A 16,694-nucleotide genomic window follows, 5' to 3' on the forward strand; every position below is an offset into this window, starting at 1 on the left:
ATTACTCAGGCGGCTTACAGCATGTCTGGCATTCCAAGTAATAAACCTTACCTAATCCGTGCTCTACATCAGTGGTGCACGGATTTTGGTTTTACCCCCTTTATTGCCGTTTTCGTAGATGAAAACGTAGAGGTACCCATGGAGTTTGTTAAGAACGATGAAATCGTCCTTAACCTGTCCCTAGAAGCCTGCCATCAGCTGAATTTGGAGAATGAATGGATTAGCTTTCAGGCTAGATTTGGCGGTGTTCCCAGGAAAATTATGGTCCCTGTAAGTCATGTTTTAGCAATTTATGCCCGAGAAAATGGGCAAGGCATGTCATTTCCATTTGATCCAAGTCAGGCAAATAAGTCCAAAGATTTAGGCCAGGACTCGGCCGAAAAGCCAAAAGTCAATAGACCTTCCTTAACGATTGTGAAATAGGATAAAATATCACTCGTTGCCCCTTTAGCTCATCTGGTAGAGCAACTGATTTGTAATCAGTAGGTGGTCTGTTCGAGTCGGACAAGGGGCACCAAAAACACTAAAAGGATTTACAGCGAAAGTCTGTGAATCCTTTTTATTTGGAAGTTACTAGAATGTTCTTATGAATCCTCAAATCATTTTTTTCATCAAAATGGCTCATAAGTATATTCAAGAGGGGCATTTAGAAAGTGCTGAACGCACTTTGCGCCAAATACAAAAAATGCAGGCCAAGAATTTTGAGGTCTCCAGATTATTGGGCGTAATAGCTGCGCACAGGGGTGAGTATGAAGAGGCCATCCAGAGATTTGATGAATCAATACGTCTAGATAGTAAAAATCCAATTACATATAGCAATAAGGCGAATGCTCTTAAGGCGTTAAATTATCTCGACCTTGCATTAGAGTCCTATGATAAGTCTATAGCCTTAGATGGTAATTATGCTGAGGCACACAACAATAAAGGAAATGGACTGTTCTTATTGGAGCGCTATCAGGAGGCAGTCGATAGTTATGACAGGGCTATCGCATTAAATCCAAACTATGCGGATGCATTCAATGGTCGCGGAAATTCTCTTAGTGCACTAGACAATTTTTCCGAAGCTTTAGAAAGTTTTGAGATTGCCAGAAGTATCAGTTTCAAAGCCCCCCATATACTTGCATCTAGCATGAATATTCGCATGAAAATGTGCCACTGGGATGATTTACAAGAGATTACTAATCAGCTTTGTTCAGTTGCCATATGTCCGGGAAGCAAAACCCATCCATTTGATTTTCTAGCCCTTTTGGACGATCCATATCAAATCTCTGCATTAACCAAACAATATATGTTGGACATGTTTCCCGAGCGCAAAGATTTGGGTGTAATTGAAGGAAGGGCTCCAAATAAGAAGATAAAAATTGCTTATTTCTCTGGCGACTTCCTAAATCACCCTGTTGCATATTTGATGGCCGGCGTTCTTGAAGAGCATGATCGCAGTAAGTTTGAGATTTATGGATTTTCCTACAGGGATAGCCCTAAAGATGAAATGCAAATTCGCGTCAAAAATGCATGCGATATCTTTCTTGATGTGAATAAGAAAACTGATAAAGAGGTGGCATTGTTAGCTAGGGATTTGCAAATTGACATTGCAGTTGATTTGGGTGGTCTTACAGCCCACAATAGACCGAGAATATTTTCTTATCGTGCGGCGCCAATTCAGATTGGCTACATCGGTTTTTTGGGTAGCATGGCTGCACCTTATTATGACTATTTGGTTGCCGATGAGACCATCATTCCGGCTGAATTTCAAAGCGCATATTCAGAAAAATTAATTTACTTGCCCACTTATCAAGCGAATGACCCAAAACGAAAAATTTCAGATAAGGTTTTTACGCGCGAGCAGGTGGGTCTTCCGGATAAAGGTTTTGTTTACTGTTGTTTCAATAATAATTTCAAGATTACTCCTAGCATATTGGGTAGTTGGTCGCGAATCCTTAATAAGGTGGAGGGAAGCGTACTGTGGGTTTATGCAAATAATGAGACTATTAAACAGAATTTGAGAAATGAAATTGAAAGTCGAGGGATAAGTGGCGATAGAATTATTTTTGGTGGGCGCCTGCCTCAAGATGAGTACTTATCGCGGTATCGTGTAGCAGATTTATTTCTCGACACATCACCATATAATGCAGGCACAACTGCTAGTGATGCATTGTGGGCTGGGCTACCTGTTCTCACCTTTATGGGGCAGACATTCTCGGGAAGAATGGGCGCGAGTATTTTGCGCGGCATTGGACTACCGGAGTTAATTGCGACCACTCAAAATGAATATGAAGATATGGCAATTTATCTGGGTCAAAATCCAGATGAGCTCAAGAATATAAAGAATAAGTTAGCAGAGAATCGATTAACAGCCCCTTTGTTCGATGCAAAAAACTTTACACTGCATCTTGAGACGTCGTATAGGAAGATTTATGATAGACAGCAAGCTGGATTGCCTCCTGAGCATATCGCATGTCAAAGTTAGGCAGAACCCCTTTTTTCTTTTATAGGTGAAGTCATACAAGTTCAATTTATCGTTGCCACTAGAGAGACTGCAGAAAATTTTTGGCAAAACACTGCCACAGGACGGTCGCTCGCTTTGTATGCAGCCCCCTATTTAACAGTTCATCTCTTTCCGGAGAATACCAAGGGGCTGTCAGAGATATATAACAGCGTCATTGAAAAATCTATAGGTAATGCACCATCCATGATGGTTTTTGCACACGACGATATCCATATCCTAGATTTTTGTTGGATGCAGGCAATCTTTAATGGATTAAATATTTATGGAATTGTTGGTGTGGTTGGAAATAAGAGGAGGGTTCCACTTCAAGCATCCTGGGCTTTCATTGACTCCCAATTAAATTGGGATGAGAGCGCTAATTTAAGCGGCATCATTGGTCATGGATCTGGATTTCCGCCCGAAAACTTCAGTTTTTTTGGCCCCCCTTTTCAGGAGGTTAAGTTGTTGGACGGGGTTCTCTTAGCGGCCTTTAGTGAAACGCTAATTAGCAAGAGCCTTCGCTTTGATGAGAATTTTAAATTTCATTTTTACGACATGGATTTTTGCCGGCAAGCTGAGTTAAGGGGTGTAAGTATGGGAACTATTCCTCTATCCCTTGTCCATGAGAGCGGCGGTAATTTTGGCTCAGAATCCTGGAGCGCTGCTTACAATGATTACGTTAAAAAGTGGGGGGAGTGATGGAACAAACACCAATTCATGATTTTCATAATCCAGATTTGCTCAGAATGATCCCGGAAAATGCAAAAAAACTGATTGAGGTGGGGTGCAGTTCTGGTGCTTTAGCTAGAGAATTTAAAAAGATTTCGCCAAATGCAGATTATTTTGGAATCGAAATTGACCCCGATTATGCCGACCTTGCAAGGCGTTTTTGTAGTTCAGTATCAGTATTAAACATTGAAAGTGCGGATGCTGATTTTTGGGAATCCAATAGCGATAGGGATTGTTGGATTTTTGGAGACACTCTTGAGCACCTTCAGAACCCCTGGCTTCTTCTTAAGAGAATTTATGAAGTGATTCCGAGTGGTGGCACAGTTGTAGCCTGCATTCCTAATGCTCAACACTGGTCTATACAAGCCAAGCTAAGTATTGGCGACTTTCGCTATGAGGATAGGGGTCTTATGGATAAGACCCATTTGCGATGGTTTACAAGACAAACAATCATTGAAATGTTTGATCAGGCTGGGTTTGTAATTGAAGAGGGTGCACCTAGAATCTTTGATGAGCCACAAAGAGATTCATTTTTACCTGCAATTGGCGAAATGGCTAGATTGTCTGGCGCCGACCCGCAACTTGCAATCTCAGACTCACTCGCCTATCAATATGTGGTGAAGGCTGTTAAAAACTAAATCTATCCTTGGCGTTACTTGCTAAGCTCTACTGCTTTGGTTTCTGGTAGAAATGCAATAGCTACTATTGCACCCCCGCCCAAAAAAATAGTCGGGTACCAGAGTCCAGCAATATCGCTGGCCCATTGTTGATTCAGCCAGGTAACAATCAAAGGTAAGAGACCGCCTATCCAGCCGGCCGCTAAATTGTGTGGAAGTGTAGCTGCACTGTTTCTGGTTTTTGCTGGGAATAGCTCTGCAAGTAAGGCTGTTTGTGGACCTACTACTAAGGCGAGAATTCCTGATAAGCAGATTAACACTAGAGCAACCAAAATTGTTGAATTGCTATTTTCTTGCAAAAGATGAAATGCCGGCAAAATCAATGTGGCTCCAAGGATCAAGCCACTGACAACCACGGGTTTTCTGCCAATCTTGTCTGATAGCCATCCCGCAAAAACTGTTAGCGGTAATAAGGCAATCGTTGCATAAACACTCAATTGGTCTACTAGTTGTGGCGATAGTTTTACTGAGGTCTTTAAAAAGATTGATGTATAGACTTGAACACAGAAAAAAAGCACTGCTCCGCCAGCGGAGATGCAGAAAAATAGAAGAAACATTCTCTTTCTAGTTTCAGGGTCCTTGAGATTGTCACGTAGTGGATTTTTAGATTGAGTTTCTGCTTTACTTAATTGTAAGTAGATGGGCGTTTCCTCTAGGGCCATCCGTGCTTTAAAGGCGAGCAGTAGCAGAATGAGTGAAATCCAAAATGGCACACGCCAACCCCATGACAAAAATTGCTCTTGAGTGAGATAGTTTTGGAGTAATGCAATTTGTAACGTGGAGACTAAGATGCCAAGCGGCCCCATCAGCTGCAAGAAGCTTGTCTTAAAGCCACGATTTACTTCGCCAGCATGTTCGGTAAGATAGACGGCGCTACCGCCAATCTCACCACCAGCTGAGAGACCCTGCAGCAGTCTTAAGCCAACCAAAAGAATGGGCGCCCAGATACCGGCTTGGCTATAGGTTGGCAAAAAGCCAACAGATACTGTTGCGATACCCATTAGGGCGATGGTGATCATAAAGACTGGGCGTCGGCCAATCCTATCGCCGATGCTACCAAAAATAGCTGCCCCAATTGGCCTCACTACCATTCCAACCCCGAATGTTGCTAGGCTAGCCAATAGAGCTGTGCTGGGATCACTCGTGGGAAAGAAAAGGGGGGCAAAGACAACTGCCAAAGTGGCAAATGTTAGAAAGTCATACCACTCTAAAAAGGTGCCAAAACATGCTGCAATAGCAACTCGTTTGTAGGAATGGGATGAAGCTTGCATTGCTGACGCGCTGATAGTAGTCAACTTCTATTCTGTATCTGAGGAGGATTCAATCAGGGGTGCAGATAAATTTTTGCTCGGCTTAACACCGAGTTCACGTACTTTCTCTGCTGTGCGAATGAGATTGCCTTTTCCCGACTTAAGTTTATTAAAGGCATCGTGATAACTAGTTTGAGCTTGATCTAGGCGTTGACCCAGTTTTTCCAAATCATCCACAAAGCCAACAAACTTATCGTAGAGCGTGCCACATTGCTTAGCAATCTCAAGCGCATTACGGTTTTGTGAATCTTGACGCCAGAGATGTGCAACAGTTCTCAAGGTTGCCATCAATGTGCTCGGGCATACCAGCACAATATTTTTAGCAAGAGCCTCTTGGTAGAGGTTTGGTGCCGTCTTCAGCGCCAATAAGAAAGCGGGCTCAATGGGAACAAACATTAATACAAAGTCTACTGAGCCAATGCCATACAGGGAGCTATAGTTCTTACTGGATAGCCCTTGAATATGTTGCCTAAGCGATTGAATATGGGCTGCCAACTCTTGCTCGGCAATAACCGGATCTGTTGCCCCGGCATGGCGTGAATATGCTGTGATGGAAACTTTACTATCAACTACTAAGCTTCTGCCTTCGGGTAGTTTCACAACAACGTCTGGCTGCAGGCGTGACCCATCAGTCTGGGTGTGACTATCCTGAACTAGGTACTCTTCACCCTTACGTAGGCCTGAAGATTCTAAGATGGACTCGAGCACCAGCTCACCCCAATTACCCTGTACTTTGGAGTCACCTTTGAGGGCTTGGGTTAGTGAGCGCGTCTCATCTGACATACGCAGATTCAGATTAGCAAGGCGCTCAATCTCACTCCTTAGGGCAAAGCGTTCACGAGCCTCATTGCCGTAAGAGAGGTTTACTTGCTCTTTGAATTCGGAGAGCTTGGTTTGCAGTGGTTTTAGAAGTGCATCCAGATTAGCAACATTCTGCTCGGTAAAGCGCTTGGACTTATCTTCCAAAATCTCATTGGCGAGATTTTTGAATTGGCTAGTTAGCGCCTCTTTAGCCTCATTAAGAGATTCAATTCTCCCGAGACCTTGCTTACGCTCAGATTCCAGGGCTGCCTCTAGGCGAATGGCATTTTGTACTGCTTGATCACGCTCTGTACGTAAGCTAATGGCTAAGGCAGCTTCAGCTTGATTTTGCTGTTCAGCGCGATTGAGGGCTGAACGTAAATTAAGCGCATAGACTAAAAGGCCTGCGCATAAACCGAATGGCAGGCCAAATAGAAGAAGAGAGCTTAAATCAAAAGTCACTGATGATTACTTGTTGGTTTGCTGGCTAAGCGATTAAGCTTTTACTAGGGTTTGTAATTCACCGCTTTGATACATTTCGGTCATGATGTCTGAGCCACCAATGAATTCACCATTGATGTATAGCTGAGGAATAGTTGGCCAGTTTGAAAATTCTTTAATTCCCTGACGAATTTCCGCATCTTCCAATACATTCACAGTGTGCAGTTTTTCTACACCACATGAGCGCAGGATGTTGACTGCATTTCCGGAGAAGCCGCATTGTGGAAACTGGGCATTACCCTTCATAAACAATACAACAGGATTGCTAGAAACGATTTCTTGAATTCTTGCTTGGGTGTCCATAATTTTTTCCTAAATTAACGCTGTAAGGTGATCTTGCTTTGTAACTAACAATAGGTGTAATTTTAAGGCTATCTGAAGAAAAGGGTTAATTCCCTCTGGGGGTTTTAAGGCCGTTTTCTACCAGAAGCTACGCGGCAGTGTCCTGCTAAATCGAGATGAGCCTGAACATCAATTAAACCCGTAATTTTCATCAGATCGACGACTGATTCAGATTGATCAAACCCATGTTCAACGGCAATCAGCCCCCCAGGCTTTAAGAACTTATCTGCACCTGAAATAATTGCTTGAAGACAGCTAAGGCCGCTACCGTAATCGGTGAGGGCAGAAGATGGCTCAAACCGCAGGTCACCTTGAGAAAGATGGGGGTCTTGATTGGGAATATAAGGCGGATTACTCACAATCACGTCAAACTGGCTTTGCTGAATTAGTGCTTCATACCAGCTACCTTGCAAAAACTGGGCTTGCTTTGTCAAATTTAACGATTTAGCGTTTTTTATTGCAATTGCCAAAGCCTCTGCGGATTGATCTGTTGCAACAACTGAGGCTAATGGCGATGCGTTTGCAATAGAGAGTGCAATGGCGCCAGAACCTGTACCCAAGTCCAATACTCTTGGGGGTTTGTTGAGTTTGGCGATTTCATTCAGTGCAATGTCTACCAAGAGTTCAGTTTCAGGGCGAGGGATGAGTACCCCGGGACCCACTTGCAATTCAATGTTGTGAAAGCCCTTCTTGCCTAATATGTAGGCAATGGGCTCACCATTTACCCTTCTTGTGACTAGATTCTCCCATTCCTGAAAAGCCTGCTCATTCAGACTCATATCATCGCGCGATAGGAGGGCGGAGCGTGGTAGCTGGTAGTGTTTCTCTAGTAGGTGTGCCAGTAATATGCGCGCTTCATTGGCTGGCAACGAGCAGTTGCTAATTAATTCACGTAAAGGCTGGCTGACACTCATCCTTGGTGGAATTAATTATCACCAAGAGCTGCAAGAAGTTCAGCTTGATGTTCTGATGCCAAAGCATTGCATAGATCATCTAAATCACCATCCATCATGGCATCGATCTTATAGAGTGTGAGGTTAATACGGTGATCAGTGATACGACCTTGAGGAAAGTTATAGGTTCGAATGCGATCGCTGCGATCACCGGAACCAATGAGAGATTTTCGGGTTTGCGCTTCTAGCTGGTGCTTTTCACGTTCGCGTGCATCCATGATGCGTGAGACAAGCACCTTCATTGCTTGCTCACGATTGCGATGCTGACTACGATCATCTTGGCACTCCACTACAGTACCAGTCGGTAAGTGCGTGATACGTACTGCGGAATCTGTTTTATTAATATGCTGACCACCAGCACCTGAAGCTCTAAAGGTATCAATACGCAGCTCGGCGGGATTAATCTTTACAGCTTCCAGCTCATCGGCTTCCGGCATTACTGCCACAGTGCAGGCAGAAGTATGAATGCGTCCTTGAGTCTCTGTTTGGGGCACGCGTTGTACGCGGTGTCCACCGGATTCAAATTTGAGACGCGAGTAAACGGATTGGCCTACAAGACGTAGGACAACTTCTTTGTAGCCACCTAGATCAGACTCAGCAGCATTTACTACTTCTACTTTCCAACCCTGGCGCTCTGCAAAGCGCGTATACATACGAAGTAGGTCGCCGGCAAAGAGTGCGCTCTCATCACCACCGGTACCCGCACGAATTTCCAAAAAGACATTGCGCTCGTCATTGACATCTTTTGGCAGAAGGAGCTTTTGAAGAACACCTTCGAGCTCTTCCATGGTGGCTTGAGCTTGTTTTTGTTCTTCATCAGCAAAGTCTTTCATCTCAGGATCTTTGCGCATCTCTTCTGCAGCTTGTGCGTCAGCCTCGGCTTGTTTGTATAAGCCAAATTGCTCCACTACCATCGCAATATCGGAGTGCTCGCGAGTAAGTTTCCGATAGTTGTCCATGTCTTTCGTGGACTCTTCGGTAGTTAACAGGGAATTGAGTTCGGCTAAGCGCGTGTCTAGGTGGTCTAGCTTAGCCCGCATGCTGGGCTTCATCTAATGGTCTTCTGGCTTGGAGTGCGAGGCGAATAATTTAGGAAGCAACTTAATCAGGGCGTCACGCTCAGCGCCATTAGAGTGTTGTAAAGCATGCAATGAGCCGTGTAAGAATTTGTTGGTTAAGCCCTGCGCCATTGCGTTGAGTACCTCTTGGGGATCTTCACCGCGCATTAATCTTTTCATAGCGCGATCAAGTTCAAGTTGTCTAAGGTGTTCACCTTGTTGCTGGATATCTTGAATGAGTGGAACAGTTTTCCGGCCCTGCATCCAGTGCATGAAATTACCAACACGATCTTCAATGATCGCTTCAGCTTGACTCACAGCGGCTTGACGCAAAGAGGCGCCTGTCTGAATCATTACGCCTAAATCATCGACTGTATAAAGATAGATGTCATTTAAGCGAGCAATCTCTGGCTCAAAGTCACGAGGTACTGCTAAATCAATCATCACCATCGGTTTATGGCGGCGCTGCTTTAGTGCGCTCTCCACCATGCCTAGGCCGATGATCGGCAGTGAGGATGCAGTGCTTGAAACAATAATGTCAAATTCATGAAGACGTGAGGGCAGCTCAGACAACTTAAAGGATTCTGCTTCAACATCCTGAATCGAAATCGAGTCAGCCAATTCTTGTCCACGCTCGATGGTGCGATTGGCAATGGCAACAGCCTTGGGCTTACGTGCAACGAAATGGGTTGCGCACAAAGTGATCATGTCGCCAGCGCCGATAAACAGAACACGTTGCTCGGCAATACTTTCAAAAATACGTTCAGCCAAACGAACTGAGGCGGCTGCCATCGAAATCGAATGAGCGCCAATCTCTGTGGAGCCACGAACTTCTTTTGCAACAGCAAAGGTTTTCTGAAAGAGTTGGTTGAGGTAAGTGCCCAAGACGCCCGCATCATTTGCAGTGCGAACAGCATCTTTCATCTGACCCAAAATTTGGGTTTCACCAATCACCATGGAATCTAATCCACAGGCAACTCTAAAAGCATGACGTACCGCATCCGATTGCGGTAGTGAATATATATGTGGCTCCAAACTACTGGGAGCAACTTGTTGAGTTTTTGCTAACCAATCAAAAGTGGCTTCATGCAAAAGACTGGCTGCATCTGCATCGTTAGCAGCGCAATACACTTCTGTGCGATTGCAGGTAGACAAAATTGTGGCTTCCGGCAGGCCGGCCTGATTCGCGCCAACGAGATGTTGGCGAAGATCGTGCAACGCTTCTTGAAGAAATTCAGGGTCAAAGGCGACCTTTTCCCGAATGGCGACCGGCGCTGTGTGATGATTGATGCCGAGTGTCAACAACTTCATAATGGTGATTATAGATTTGATGGCATCAACAATGGGGGCGGTAATGGGGTTTTTAGCTTTTCTAGTGATTGGTGGTTTAACTAGCGTATTCGCCTTGGCTTTTTACCCAAGAGAGCGTAAAGCTAAGCCCAAAGCCAAGAAATTCCTCATAGCAGCCTTGATTGGCTTCATGACTGCCCTTGCTAGCTCTTATATAGGACAATTTTTGGGTTTATTTCAGTCTGGACAGATGCTTGAGTGGCTAAGTGCCATAGTGACCTCTTGCCTTGTAGGCTGCCTCTATGCGGCCGCAAATAACTAATTAAATAGCGTGGCTTGAGGGGTAGCGTTGGTGTTTTGTCCGCTTGGGATGGCCCAGCGAATAGGGGTTTCGTGGTGCTCCACCAGCCATTCATTGGCCTTAGTGAAATGCCCGCAACTTGCCATCCCACCTGGCACTAGAAAGGGCTGATCCGTTTTGTAGACCCCAAGCCCAGAAGGGTGTGAGGATTTCAGGATCAATTGGTCTGGAGCCATCTCGATCAGGGGAAGCTTGGATTGGGCATGGCCACCCCATAGCATCCACACTAAATAGGGTTTTTGCTGTGCCAAGGCACTTATTAATCTATCAATCAGGGGTTTCCAGCCCAAACCGGCATGACTACCTGCCTCGCCCAATTGGACGCTCAGGGCGGTATTGATAAGCAGGACGCCTTGCTCAGCCCAAGCATGAAGATCACCCTTAGGAAGGGCGCCAAACCCCTCCAGGGCTAGTGCTTTACTGATATTGCGTAAGGAGCTAGGGAATTGCCGAGAATTGCTTGGGATATTGCCAGGAATCGAAAAAGCTAAGCCTTGAGCAAGCCCCGGGGAGTGGTAGGGATCTTGGCCCAAGATAACGACCTTGACCTTGGAAGGTGGGGTTAGGTTCAGTGCTTTGAAGAAATTCTGGGGATCAGGGCAAATTTTTCCTGGGTTCTTATTCAACTCAGCCCTGAGATTGGTCTGTAGTTGTTGCCACTCGGGGGATTCAAAATAATCGCCGAGTAGGGCGCGCCAGTCCTCAGGAATATCGGCAGCAGAAAACGAATGCATCACTCAGCTGGGGTTAGCGTGTACTGGACTGGAATTTGATCATCCTCAAGAACAGTCATGCACTCATGCTCTAGATCATCTCGGTAAAAGCAAATCTGAATTACTTGTCCCGATATCAAGCTAGATAAGACCTTATCCCATCGAGCAGCAGTAATTCGTTCGCCGTTAATGCTGGCCAAAATATCCCCAGTGGCTAGGCCTGTTAATTGCGCAGCTCCACCATCCAGTACGTGCGTTACTTTTAACCAGCCATTCGCATCGCTAGTACGCAATCCTAATTGCAATTTAATTTGCTCAAGCTTTGAGTGAGTTTTTTGCTTTACTGAAATGATCTTCGAATGAATCCATTTCTCAATAGGAATATCTTCAACACCAAAAATATAGCGAGACTTAAATTCATTCCAAGTTTTATTAAATCCTGCGCCCAGAAGCGTTTGCATTAAGTCATCAAGACCATCTTCAGCAATTCCATCAAACGTGACTCCATGCGTTTGCCAGATGAGACGCATCAAATCATCTAGAGATTGACGGTTGTTAGTGAATGCGCGAATCTTGAGATCTAAACCTAGGGCGAGCAATGCACCTTTCCCGTAATAGCTGACTACTGCGTTCGGAGTGTTCTCGTCCGCTTGGTAATACTTAGTCCAGGCATCAAAAGAACTATCTGCCAGGCTTTGCTTAAGCCTACCTGGTCCACGCAAAATACCATTCCAATTATTGGCGACTAGCTTGAGGTAGGTTTTGAGGTCGATACGTTTGCTGCGGAATAATTGCAGATCATCGTAGTAGCTCGTAAAGCCTTCAAATAGCCACAGTAAGCGGGTATGGTTTCTGCGGTCGAGTTGATAAGGTTGAAAGGCTTTTGGCTGAATCTGTTTGACTAGCCAAGCATGAAAATACTCATGGCTACAAAGACCTAAAAACTCACGATAGGATGCTTCATCCAAAGGAGTATTTACTTGGGGAATCTGATCCCGACGGCATAGCAGGGCGGTGCTATTGCGATGCTCAAGTCCGCCATAGCCAGAGAGAACGGCATTGACTAGAAACAAATAATTTTGGAAAGGGGGTTTCTTGGTCTTGGGTTCAAAGAGATTGATTGTGGAAGCGCAGATAGCCTGAAGATCGGTTGCTAATCTCTCGAGATCAATTTCATGAATACAACCCTGAATCGCCATGCTGTGTGACACGCCATTAGATTTCCAATGGGCAATCTGAAACTCGCCCATAGCAATCGGATGGTCAAGGAGGTCATCATAGTTTTTGGCTAAATAAAAGCCGTAACCTTGACTATCTACTTTGGCTGCTTGCAGGCCTGTCTGAACAGTCCAAGAATTTGCGCAAGTGTCTTTAGGTGGAATTAATGCTAAAGCGCAGGGTAAAGATTCTTGACCTTTGACCGCCAAACATAAACTACTTGGATTGATAAACGCACGCTCTGTATCGAGATAAGCTGCACGCACGGAAGTATCAAATCCATATACCGTTGTCAGAATCTCTACTGGGCCAGCAACTATTGGAAGGCGCCACTGATCGTTGTCGATGCGCTCTAGCAGTAAAGATTCGCTGGGGTTACTGACTGCAAACGCTTCAATCGTTTCAATTTGCTTGCTGAAGTCCCTTATTAAATAACTCCCTGGAATCCATGCGGGCATTTGCAGAATCTGCCCATTCGGCAATGGGTTCTCAATACGCAATTTCACATGAAAGCGGTGACCATGCAGATCTGCCGCCCAAATGGTGTATTGGATTGCTGGTAGATCAGAGGTATTTAACTCGTTCATAAGCTTGACCTATTACTTCAGACTATTAAATTTCTTTTCAATGTCGGTGATTTGAACTGCGCCCGGGAAGCGGCTGCCATCAATAAAGAAAATAGTAGGGGTGCCAGTAATGCCATAGGTTTTGGCAAAGGCCATATTCTTGTCTAAAGGAGTGGCGCAGTCGCTTTTGCCGCTCGGCGAAATGCCATTGATCATCCAATCAATATATGCTTTTTGTGGATCAGCAGAGCACCAGATTTGTTTAGACTTCTGCGCGGAGTCTGGCGACAAAATCGGAATGAGATAGGTGTAGATAGTGACGTTGTCTAATTGTTGGAGTGATTTCTCAAGACGCTTGCAGTAACCACAATTAGGGTCAGAGAATATTGCCAGCTGTCGACTGCCATTGCCGCGCACTGCTTTTAAAGCATTTGATGGGGTTAGCTCTGACCATTTAATGCGATTCAGGTCCGCTTGTTTTTGTTCGGTAATATTTTTTCCTGTAGCGATCTCAATGATTTCACCTTGGATTAAATATTTGCTGCTTGCATCGGTGTAAAACACATCATTGCCTACCAACACCTCGTAAATGCCAGGAATGGGTGATGGGGAAACACTTTTAATTTTGGCATTGGCGCCAATCTTCTTTTGCAATTCAGTGCGGACCTGTTGTTCCGATTGTGCGTTGACTGTTCCCACTAGAAGGGTGAAGGAGCAAGCTAAAGCAATAATAGAAAATAATTTATTCAAAATCTGCATCTCCAAGGGCGCGCTCAATAAGGCGCCGTTTAATAAAGTGACTACGATTGACCAGGCCTAAACCCCAATTGCGCAATTGCTTCTCGGTACCACTACTGGCTGAGAATAACTTCTTGAGCTTGTCTGTCACCCACAGCAGAGCGCTGGTATCGCCTTGACGCTGACGCTCATAACGACGCAACAATACTTTGTCGTTTGGTAGGCGGAAAGATTCTCGCTTGCTCAAAATATGTAGCAGTGTTGCTACATCCCTGAGCCCCAAGTTCAAGCCTTGCCCAGCCAAAGGATGCATGACGTGGGCGGCATCTCCAATGAGGGCTACTTTGGGATTGTCATCTGGTCCGATAAAACGACTCGCACGAACTCTTCTGAGCGGAAAGGCAGCTGGCGTTGAATTGAGTGTGAGTGATCCAAGTTGCTTCACTATTTCCCCGTTGGCAATTGAGGAAAACTTTTCCGTCCATGCTGCTTGATCTAGCTTTAAAAGTTCCGCAGCATTTTCTGGTGAAGTTGACCACACCATCGAGACTTGTTTATTTGGTAATGGCAGCATTGCTACGATATCGCCGCCTGGCAAAAACCACTGGTAGGCGGTTTCTAAATGTGCGTTAGTACAAATCCAATTCGCCACCACAGCACTTTGTAAATAACTTTCTTCTGTTGTGGAAATGCCTAGCTCAGAACGTAAGGGTGAATTAGCTCCGTCAGCAGCAACGACGAGTAGGGCACGTAAGGTAGATCCATTTGCAAGATGGAGTGTTGCTCCATCTGAATCCACTTGAATATTTTCTACAGCGTCATTGATGCGCTCTAATTTATTTTGGAAGCGTAAGGCTTGATCTAGGGTATGTTCAATGACATTCGATTCGCCAATCCAAGCTAACTGAGGTGTGCCCGCCTCGAAAGCAGATAGGTGCAACTGGTCATGCTTTTCTCCGCGATCGCCAAAAATTCGCATGTCTCGAACGGGCTGCATACGACTGTGATCAACGGCATCCCAAATCTGAAGATGGGCTAATAGCTTTTGGGTGCTGGGAGAGAAAGCGTAAATGCGTTGCCCCCATTGCTCCCCCTGAGGAGCAGGAACGGTTTGCCCTAAGTCAGGTGCGATTTGAATGGTTTGCAGACCAAGCTGCGCTAGACCTAAGGCGCAAGCCTTACCCGCTATACCTCCGCCCACTACAGCGACATCGATTGTCCGCATTTGGGGGGTATTTTTGGGCAATTTAGCCGAGTTATTTTGGAGAACTTCTGACATATCTCGATGATATCGAAACTAGCCCTTTACAATACGGCTATGTCTTTGAAATGTGGCATCGTCGGCCTGCCTAACGTCGGCAAATCTACCCTCTTTAACGCGCTTACCAAAGCTGGAATCGCGGCGGAAAACTATCCTTTCTGCACGATCGAGCCTAATGTGGGCGTGGTCGAGGTTCCTGACCCCCGTCTAGCCGCTTTGGCTGAGATCGTAAAGCCTGAGCGCATCTTGCCTGCAGCTGTCGAATTTGTCGATATTGCAGGTTTGGTAGCTGGAGCATCTAAAGGCGAGGGTCTGGGAAATCAATTTTTAGCCAATATTCGTGAAACTGATGCCATTACTCATGTGGTGCGCTGTTTTGAGGATGCGAACGTGATTCACGTAGCGGGCAAGATTGACCCGATCTCCGATATCGCAGTGATCGACACTGAGCTAGCCTTATCTGACTTAACCACCGTAGAAAAAACTTTGCAGCGTTCCAGTAAAGCCGCTAAGTCAGGAAATGACAAAGAGGCGGCTGCTTTGGTGGCTGTACTAACTAAGGTACAGGCCCATTTAGATCAAGCTCAGCCAGTTCGTAGCTTGAAACTGACTGACGAAGAAAATCTACTTTTGAAGCCGCTCTGCTTGATCACAGCAAAGCCGGCGATGTATATCGCCAACGTCAAAGAAGATGGCTTTGAAAATAATCCGCATTTAGAGGCAGTGATTCATCATGCAGCTAAAGAGGGTGCTCCAGTAGTAGCTGTTTGCGCAGCAATCGAGGCAGAAATCGCTGATTTAGATGATGCTGACAAGGTTGAGTTCTTGGCAGATCTCGGCATGGAAGAGTCTGGATTAGACCGCGTGATTCGTGCGGGCTATAAGTTATTGGGCTTGCAGACCTACTTTACGGCTGGCGTTAAAGAAGTTCGTGCCTGGACAATTCATCAGGGCGATACTGCTCCTCAAGCTGCGGGAGTGATTCATACAGACTTTGAACGCGGCTTTATTCGTGCCCAAACTATTGCATTTGAAGACTTCATTCAATTTAAGGGTGAGTCTGGCGCCAAAGAGGCTGGGAAAATGCGCGCTGAAGGCAAGGAGTATGTTGTTAAAGATGGCGACGTCTTGAATTTCCTCTTTAACGTCTAAAGCAATGCTGCTAAATAAAAAAGCCCTTACTAGCTAAGGGCTTTTTTATTGGATTGAGATTAAATCAACTTGCTTTGACAGCTTTTTCTAAGCACTTAGAAATTTCTTCATAGCGCTTGATAGCGATCTTGCTGGGGACCACTTCTTTTTTGCGCCCATCTTCATTCGCTGCCATCTTGATATATCCCATGGCACTGAGATTCTTGAGTCGCCCATGAAGGGTCGCCTGTGAGCCAAGCTCTGAAAGCGAAATCAAATCTCCCACCAAAACGGACTGTTTGGCATGAAAGCTCAAAATGATTTTATCTAGAAGGCTTTCTTCAATAGAGTCGAGCTTTTTGCCAGGATTGATGCGATCTAGAACATCAATCAGGTTTAAAAAACGAATGTAGCAAGAAGACTTAATGGTGGACATGGCTTTGTATTGGTGTTGTTGGGGGCTATTAGCCTCAGGGTTAATCTCAGTATATTCCCTAATTCATGGGCTGGTAGTATGAGGGAAATTTACATAAATAACCATGCTGACAGTCATGAAAAGA

The 16,694-nt window shown here is 45.2% G+C and carries 17 protein-coding genes and 1 tRNA gene; 7 read left to right on the plus strand and 11 right to left on the minus strand.

The features are described from left to right. The first annotated feature begins 21 nt into the window (after nt 1-21). The 5 genes from ICN25_RS02235 (at nt 22) to ICN25_RS02255 (ending at nt 3,852) form a co-directional block, all read left to right on the plus strand. Complete coding sequence (locus tag ICN25_RS02235) at nt 22-423, plus strand: ClpXP protease specificity-enhancing factor (RefSeq protein WP_216178797.1); 402 nt, start codon at nt 22-24, stop codon at nt 421-423. An 18-nt stretch (nt 424-441) separates the two neighbouring features. After that, nucleotides 442-517, plus strand: a tRNA-Thr gene (locus ICN25_RS02240). Nucleotides 518-586: 69 nt separating this feature from the next. Continuing rightward, entirely contained in the window at nt 587-2,467 is a 1,881-nt protein-coding gene (locus ICN25_RS02245; protein ID WP_216178798.1) for a tetratricopeptide repeat protein, read from the plus strand. 114 nt (nt 2,468-2,581) lie between these two features. Continuing rightward, on the plus strand, nt 2,582-3,184 hold the full coding sequence (locus ICN25_RS02250; RefSeq protein WP_216862851.1) for a glycosyltransferase: 603 nt from the start codon (nt 2,582-2,584) through the stop codon (nt 3,182-3,184). Then, the gene (locus ICN25_RS02255) at nt 3,184-3,852 is read left to right on the plus strand and encodes a bifunctional 2-polyprenyl-6-hydroxyphenol methylase/3-demethylubiquinol 3-O-methyltransferase UbiG (protein WP_216178799.1); all 669 of its coding nucleotides are present in this window, start codon (nt 3,184-3,186) and stop codon (nt 3,850-3,852) included. The genes ICN25_RS02250 and ICN25_RS02255 overlap by 1 nt, the downstream gene beginning before the upstream one ends. A gap of 14 nt (nt 3,853-3,866) precedes the next feature. On the opposite strand, the gene ICN25_RS02260 is transcribed toward ICN25_RS02255, so the two are convergent. From ICN25_RS02260 to hemA, 6 genes are all read right to left on the minus strand, one after another. Beyond that, nucleotides 3,867-5,186, minus strand: coding sequence for an MFS transporter (locus tag ICN25_RS02260; protein ID WP_255536641.1), 1,320 nt, complete (start codon nt 5,184-5,186; stop codon nt 3,867-3,869). 3 nt (nt 5,187-5,189) lie between these two features. Continuing rightward, nucleotides 5,190-6,464, minus strand: a complete 1,275-nt coding sequence (rmuC, locus tag ICN25_RS02265; protein WP_216178800.1) for a DNA recombination protein RmuC — start codon at nt 6,462-6,464, stop codon at nt 5,190-5,192. Nucleotides 6,465-6,497: 33 nt separating this feature from the next. Continuing rightward, nucleotides 6,498-6,806: a Grx4 family monothiol glutaredoxin gene (grxD, locus tag ICN25_RS02270; protein ID WP_216178801.1), complete on the minus strand. Its 309-nt coding sequence runs from the start codon at nt 6,804-6,806 to the stop codon at nt 6,498-6,500. Nucleotides 6,807-6,910: 104 nt separating this feature from the next. Beyond that, nucleotides 6,911-7,759 (minus strand): peptide chain release factor N(5)-glutamine methyltransferase, encoded by an 849-nt coding sequence (prmC, locus tag ICN25_RS02275; protein ID WP_216178802.1) that lies wholly within the window; start codon nt 7,757-7,759, stop codon nt 6,911-6,913. Between the two features lie 11 nt (nt 7,760-7,770). Then, nucleotides 7,771-8,850: a peptide chain release factor 1 gene (prfA, locus tag ICN25_RS02280; RefSeq protein ID WP_216178803.1), complete on the minus strand. Its 1,080-nt coding sequence runs from the start codon at nt 8,848-8,850 to the stop codon at nt 7,771-7,773. Next, the gene (gene hemA, locus ICN25_RS02285; RefSeq protein ID WP_216178804.1) at nt 8,851-10,167 is read right to left on the minus strand and encodes a glutamyl-tRNA reductase; all 1,317 of its coding nucleotides are present in this window, start codon (nt 10,165-10,167) and stop codon (nt 8,851-8,853) included. A 43-nt stretch (nt 10,168-10,210) separates the two neighbouring features. Between hemA and ICN25_RS02290 the strand changes: the two genes are divergently transcribed. Further along, nucleotides 10,211-10,468: a hypothetical protein gene (locus ICN25_RS02290; protein ID WP_216178805.1), complete on the plus strand. Its 258-nt coding sequence runs from the start codon at nt 10,211-10,213 to the stop codon at nt 10,466-10,468. Here ICN25_RS02290 and ICN25_RS02295 read toward each other — a convergent pair. Genes ICN25_RS02295 through ICN25_RS02310 form a run of 4 tightly spaced genes read right to left on the minus strand, consistent with a single transcriptional unit; the run spans nt 10,465 to nt 15,021 of the window. Then, complete coding sequence (locus ICN25_RS02295) at nt 10,465-11,241, minus strand: uracil-DNA glycosylase (protein WP_216178806.1); 777 nt, start codon at nt 11,239-11,241, stop codon at nt 10,465-10,467. The genes ICN25_RS02290 and ICN25_RS02295 overlap by 4 nt on opposite strands. Further along, nucleotides 11,241-13,025 (minus strand): M61 family metallopeptidase, encoded by a 1,785-nt coding sequence (locus ICN25_RS02300; RefSeq protein WP_216178807.1) that lies wholly within the window; start codon nt 13,023-13,025, stop codon nt 11,241-11,243. The genes ICN25_RS02295 and ICN25_RS02300 overlap by 1 nt, the downstream gene beginning before the upstream one ends. A gap of 12 nt (nt 13,026-13,037) precedes the next feature. Beyond that, nucleotides 13,038-13,763: a DsbC family protein gene (locus ICN25_RS02305; protein WP_216178808.1), complete on the minus strand. Its 726-nt coding sequence runs from the start codon at nt 13,761-13,763 to the stop codon at nt 13,038-13,040. Continuing rightward, complete coding sequence (locus ICN25_RS02310) at nt 13,747-15,021, minus strand: UbiH/UbiF family hydroxylase (RefSeq protein WP_216178809.1); 1,275 nt, start codon at nt 15,019-15,021, stop codon at nt 13,747-13,749. Before ICN25_RS02310 ends, ICN25_RS02305 begins: the two co-directional genes overlap by 17 nt. Before the next feature lie 39 nt (nt 15,022-15,060). Between ICN25_RS02310 and ychF the strand changes: the two genes are divergently transcribed. Beyond that, nucleotides 15,061-16,155 carry a redox-regulated ATPase YchF gene (gene ychF, locus ICN25_RS02315; protein WP_216178810.1) on the plus strand — a complete coding sequence of 365 codons (1,095 nt, stop codon included), beginning with the start codon at nt 15,061-15,063 and terminating at the stop codon, nt 16,153-16,155. Between the two features lie 64 nt (nt 16,156-16,219). On the opposite strand, the gene ICN25_RS02320 is transcribed toward ychF, so the two are convergent. Then, entirely contained in the window at nt 16,220-16,570 is a 351-nt protein-coding gene (locus ICN25_RS02320; RefSeq protein WP_216178811.1) for a hypothetical protein, read from the minus strand. Nucleotides 16,571-16,694 lie beyond the last annotated feature (124 nt).

Source organism: Polynucleobacter sp. 80A-SIGWE, from assembly GCF_018882295.1.
Taxonomy (GTDB): Bacteria; Pseudomonadota; Gammaproteobacteria; order Burkholderiales; family Burkholderiaceae; genus Polynucleobacter.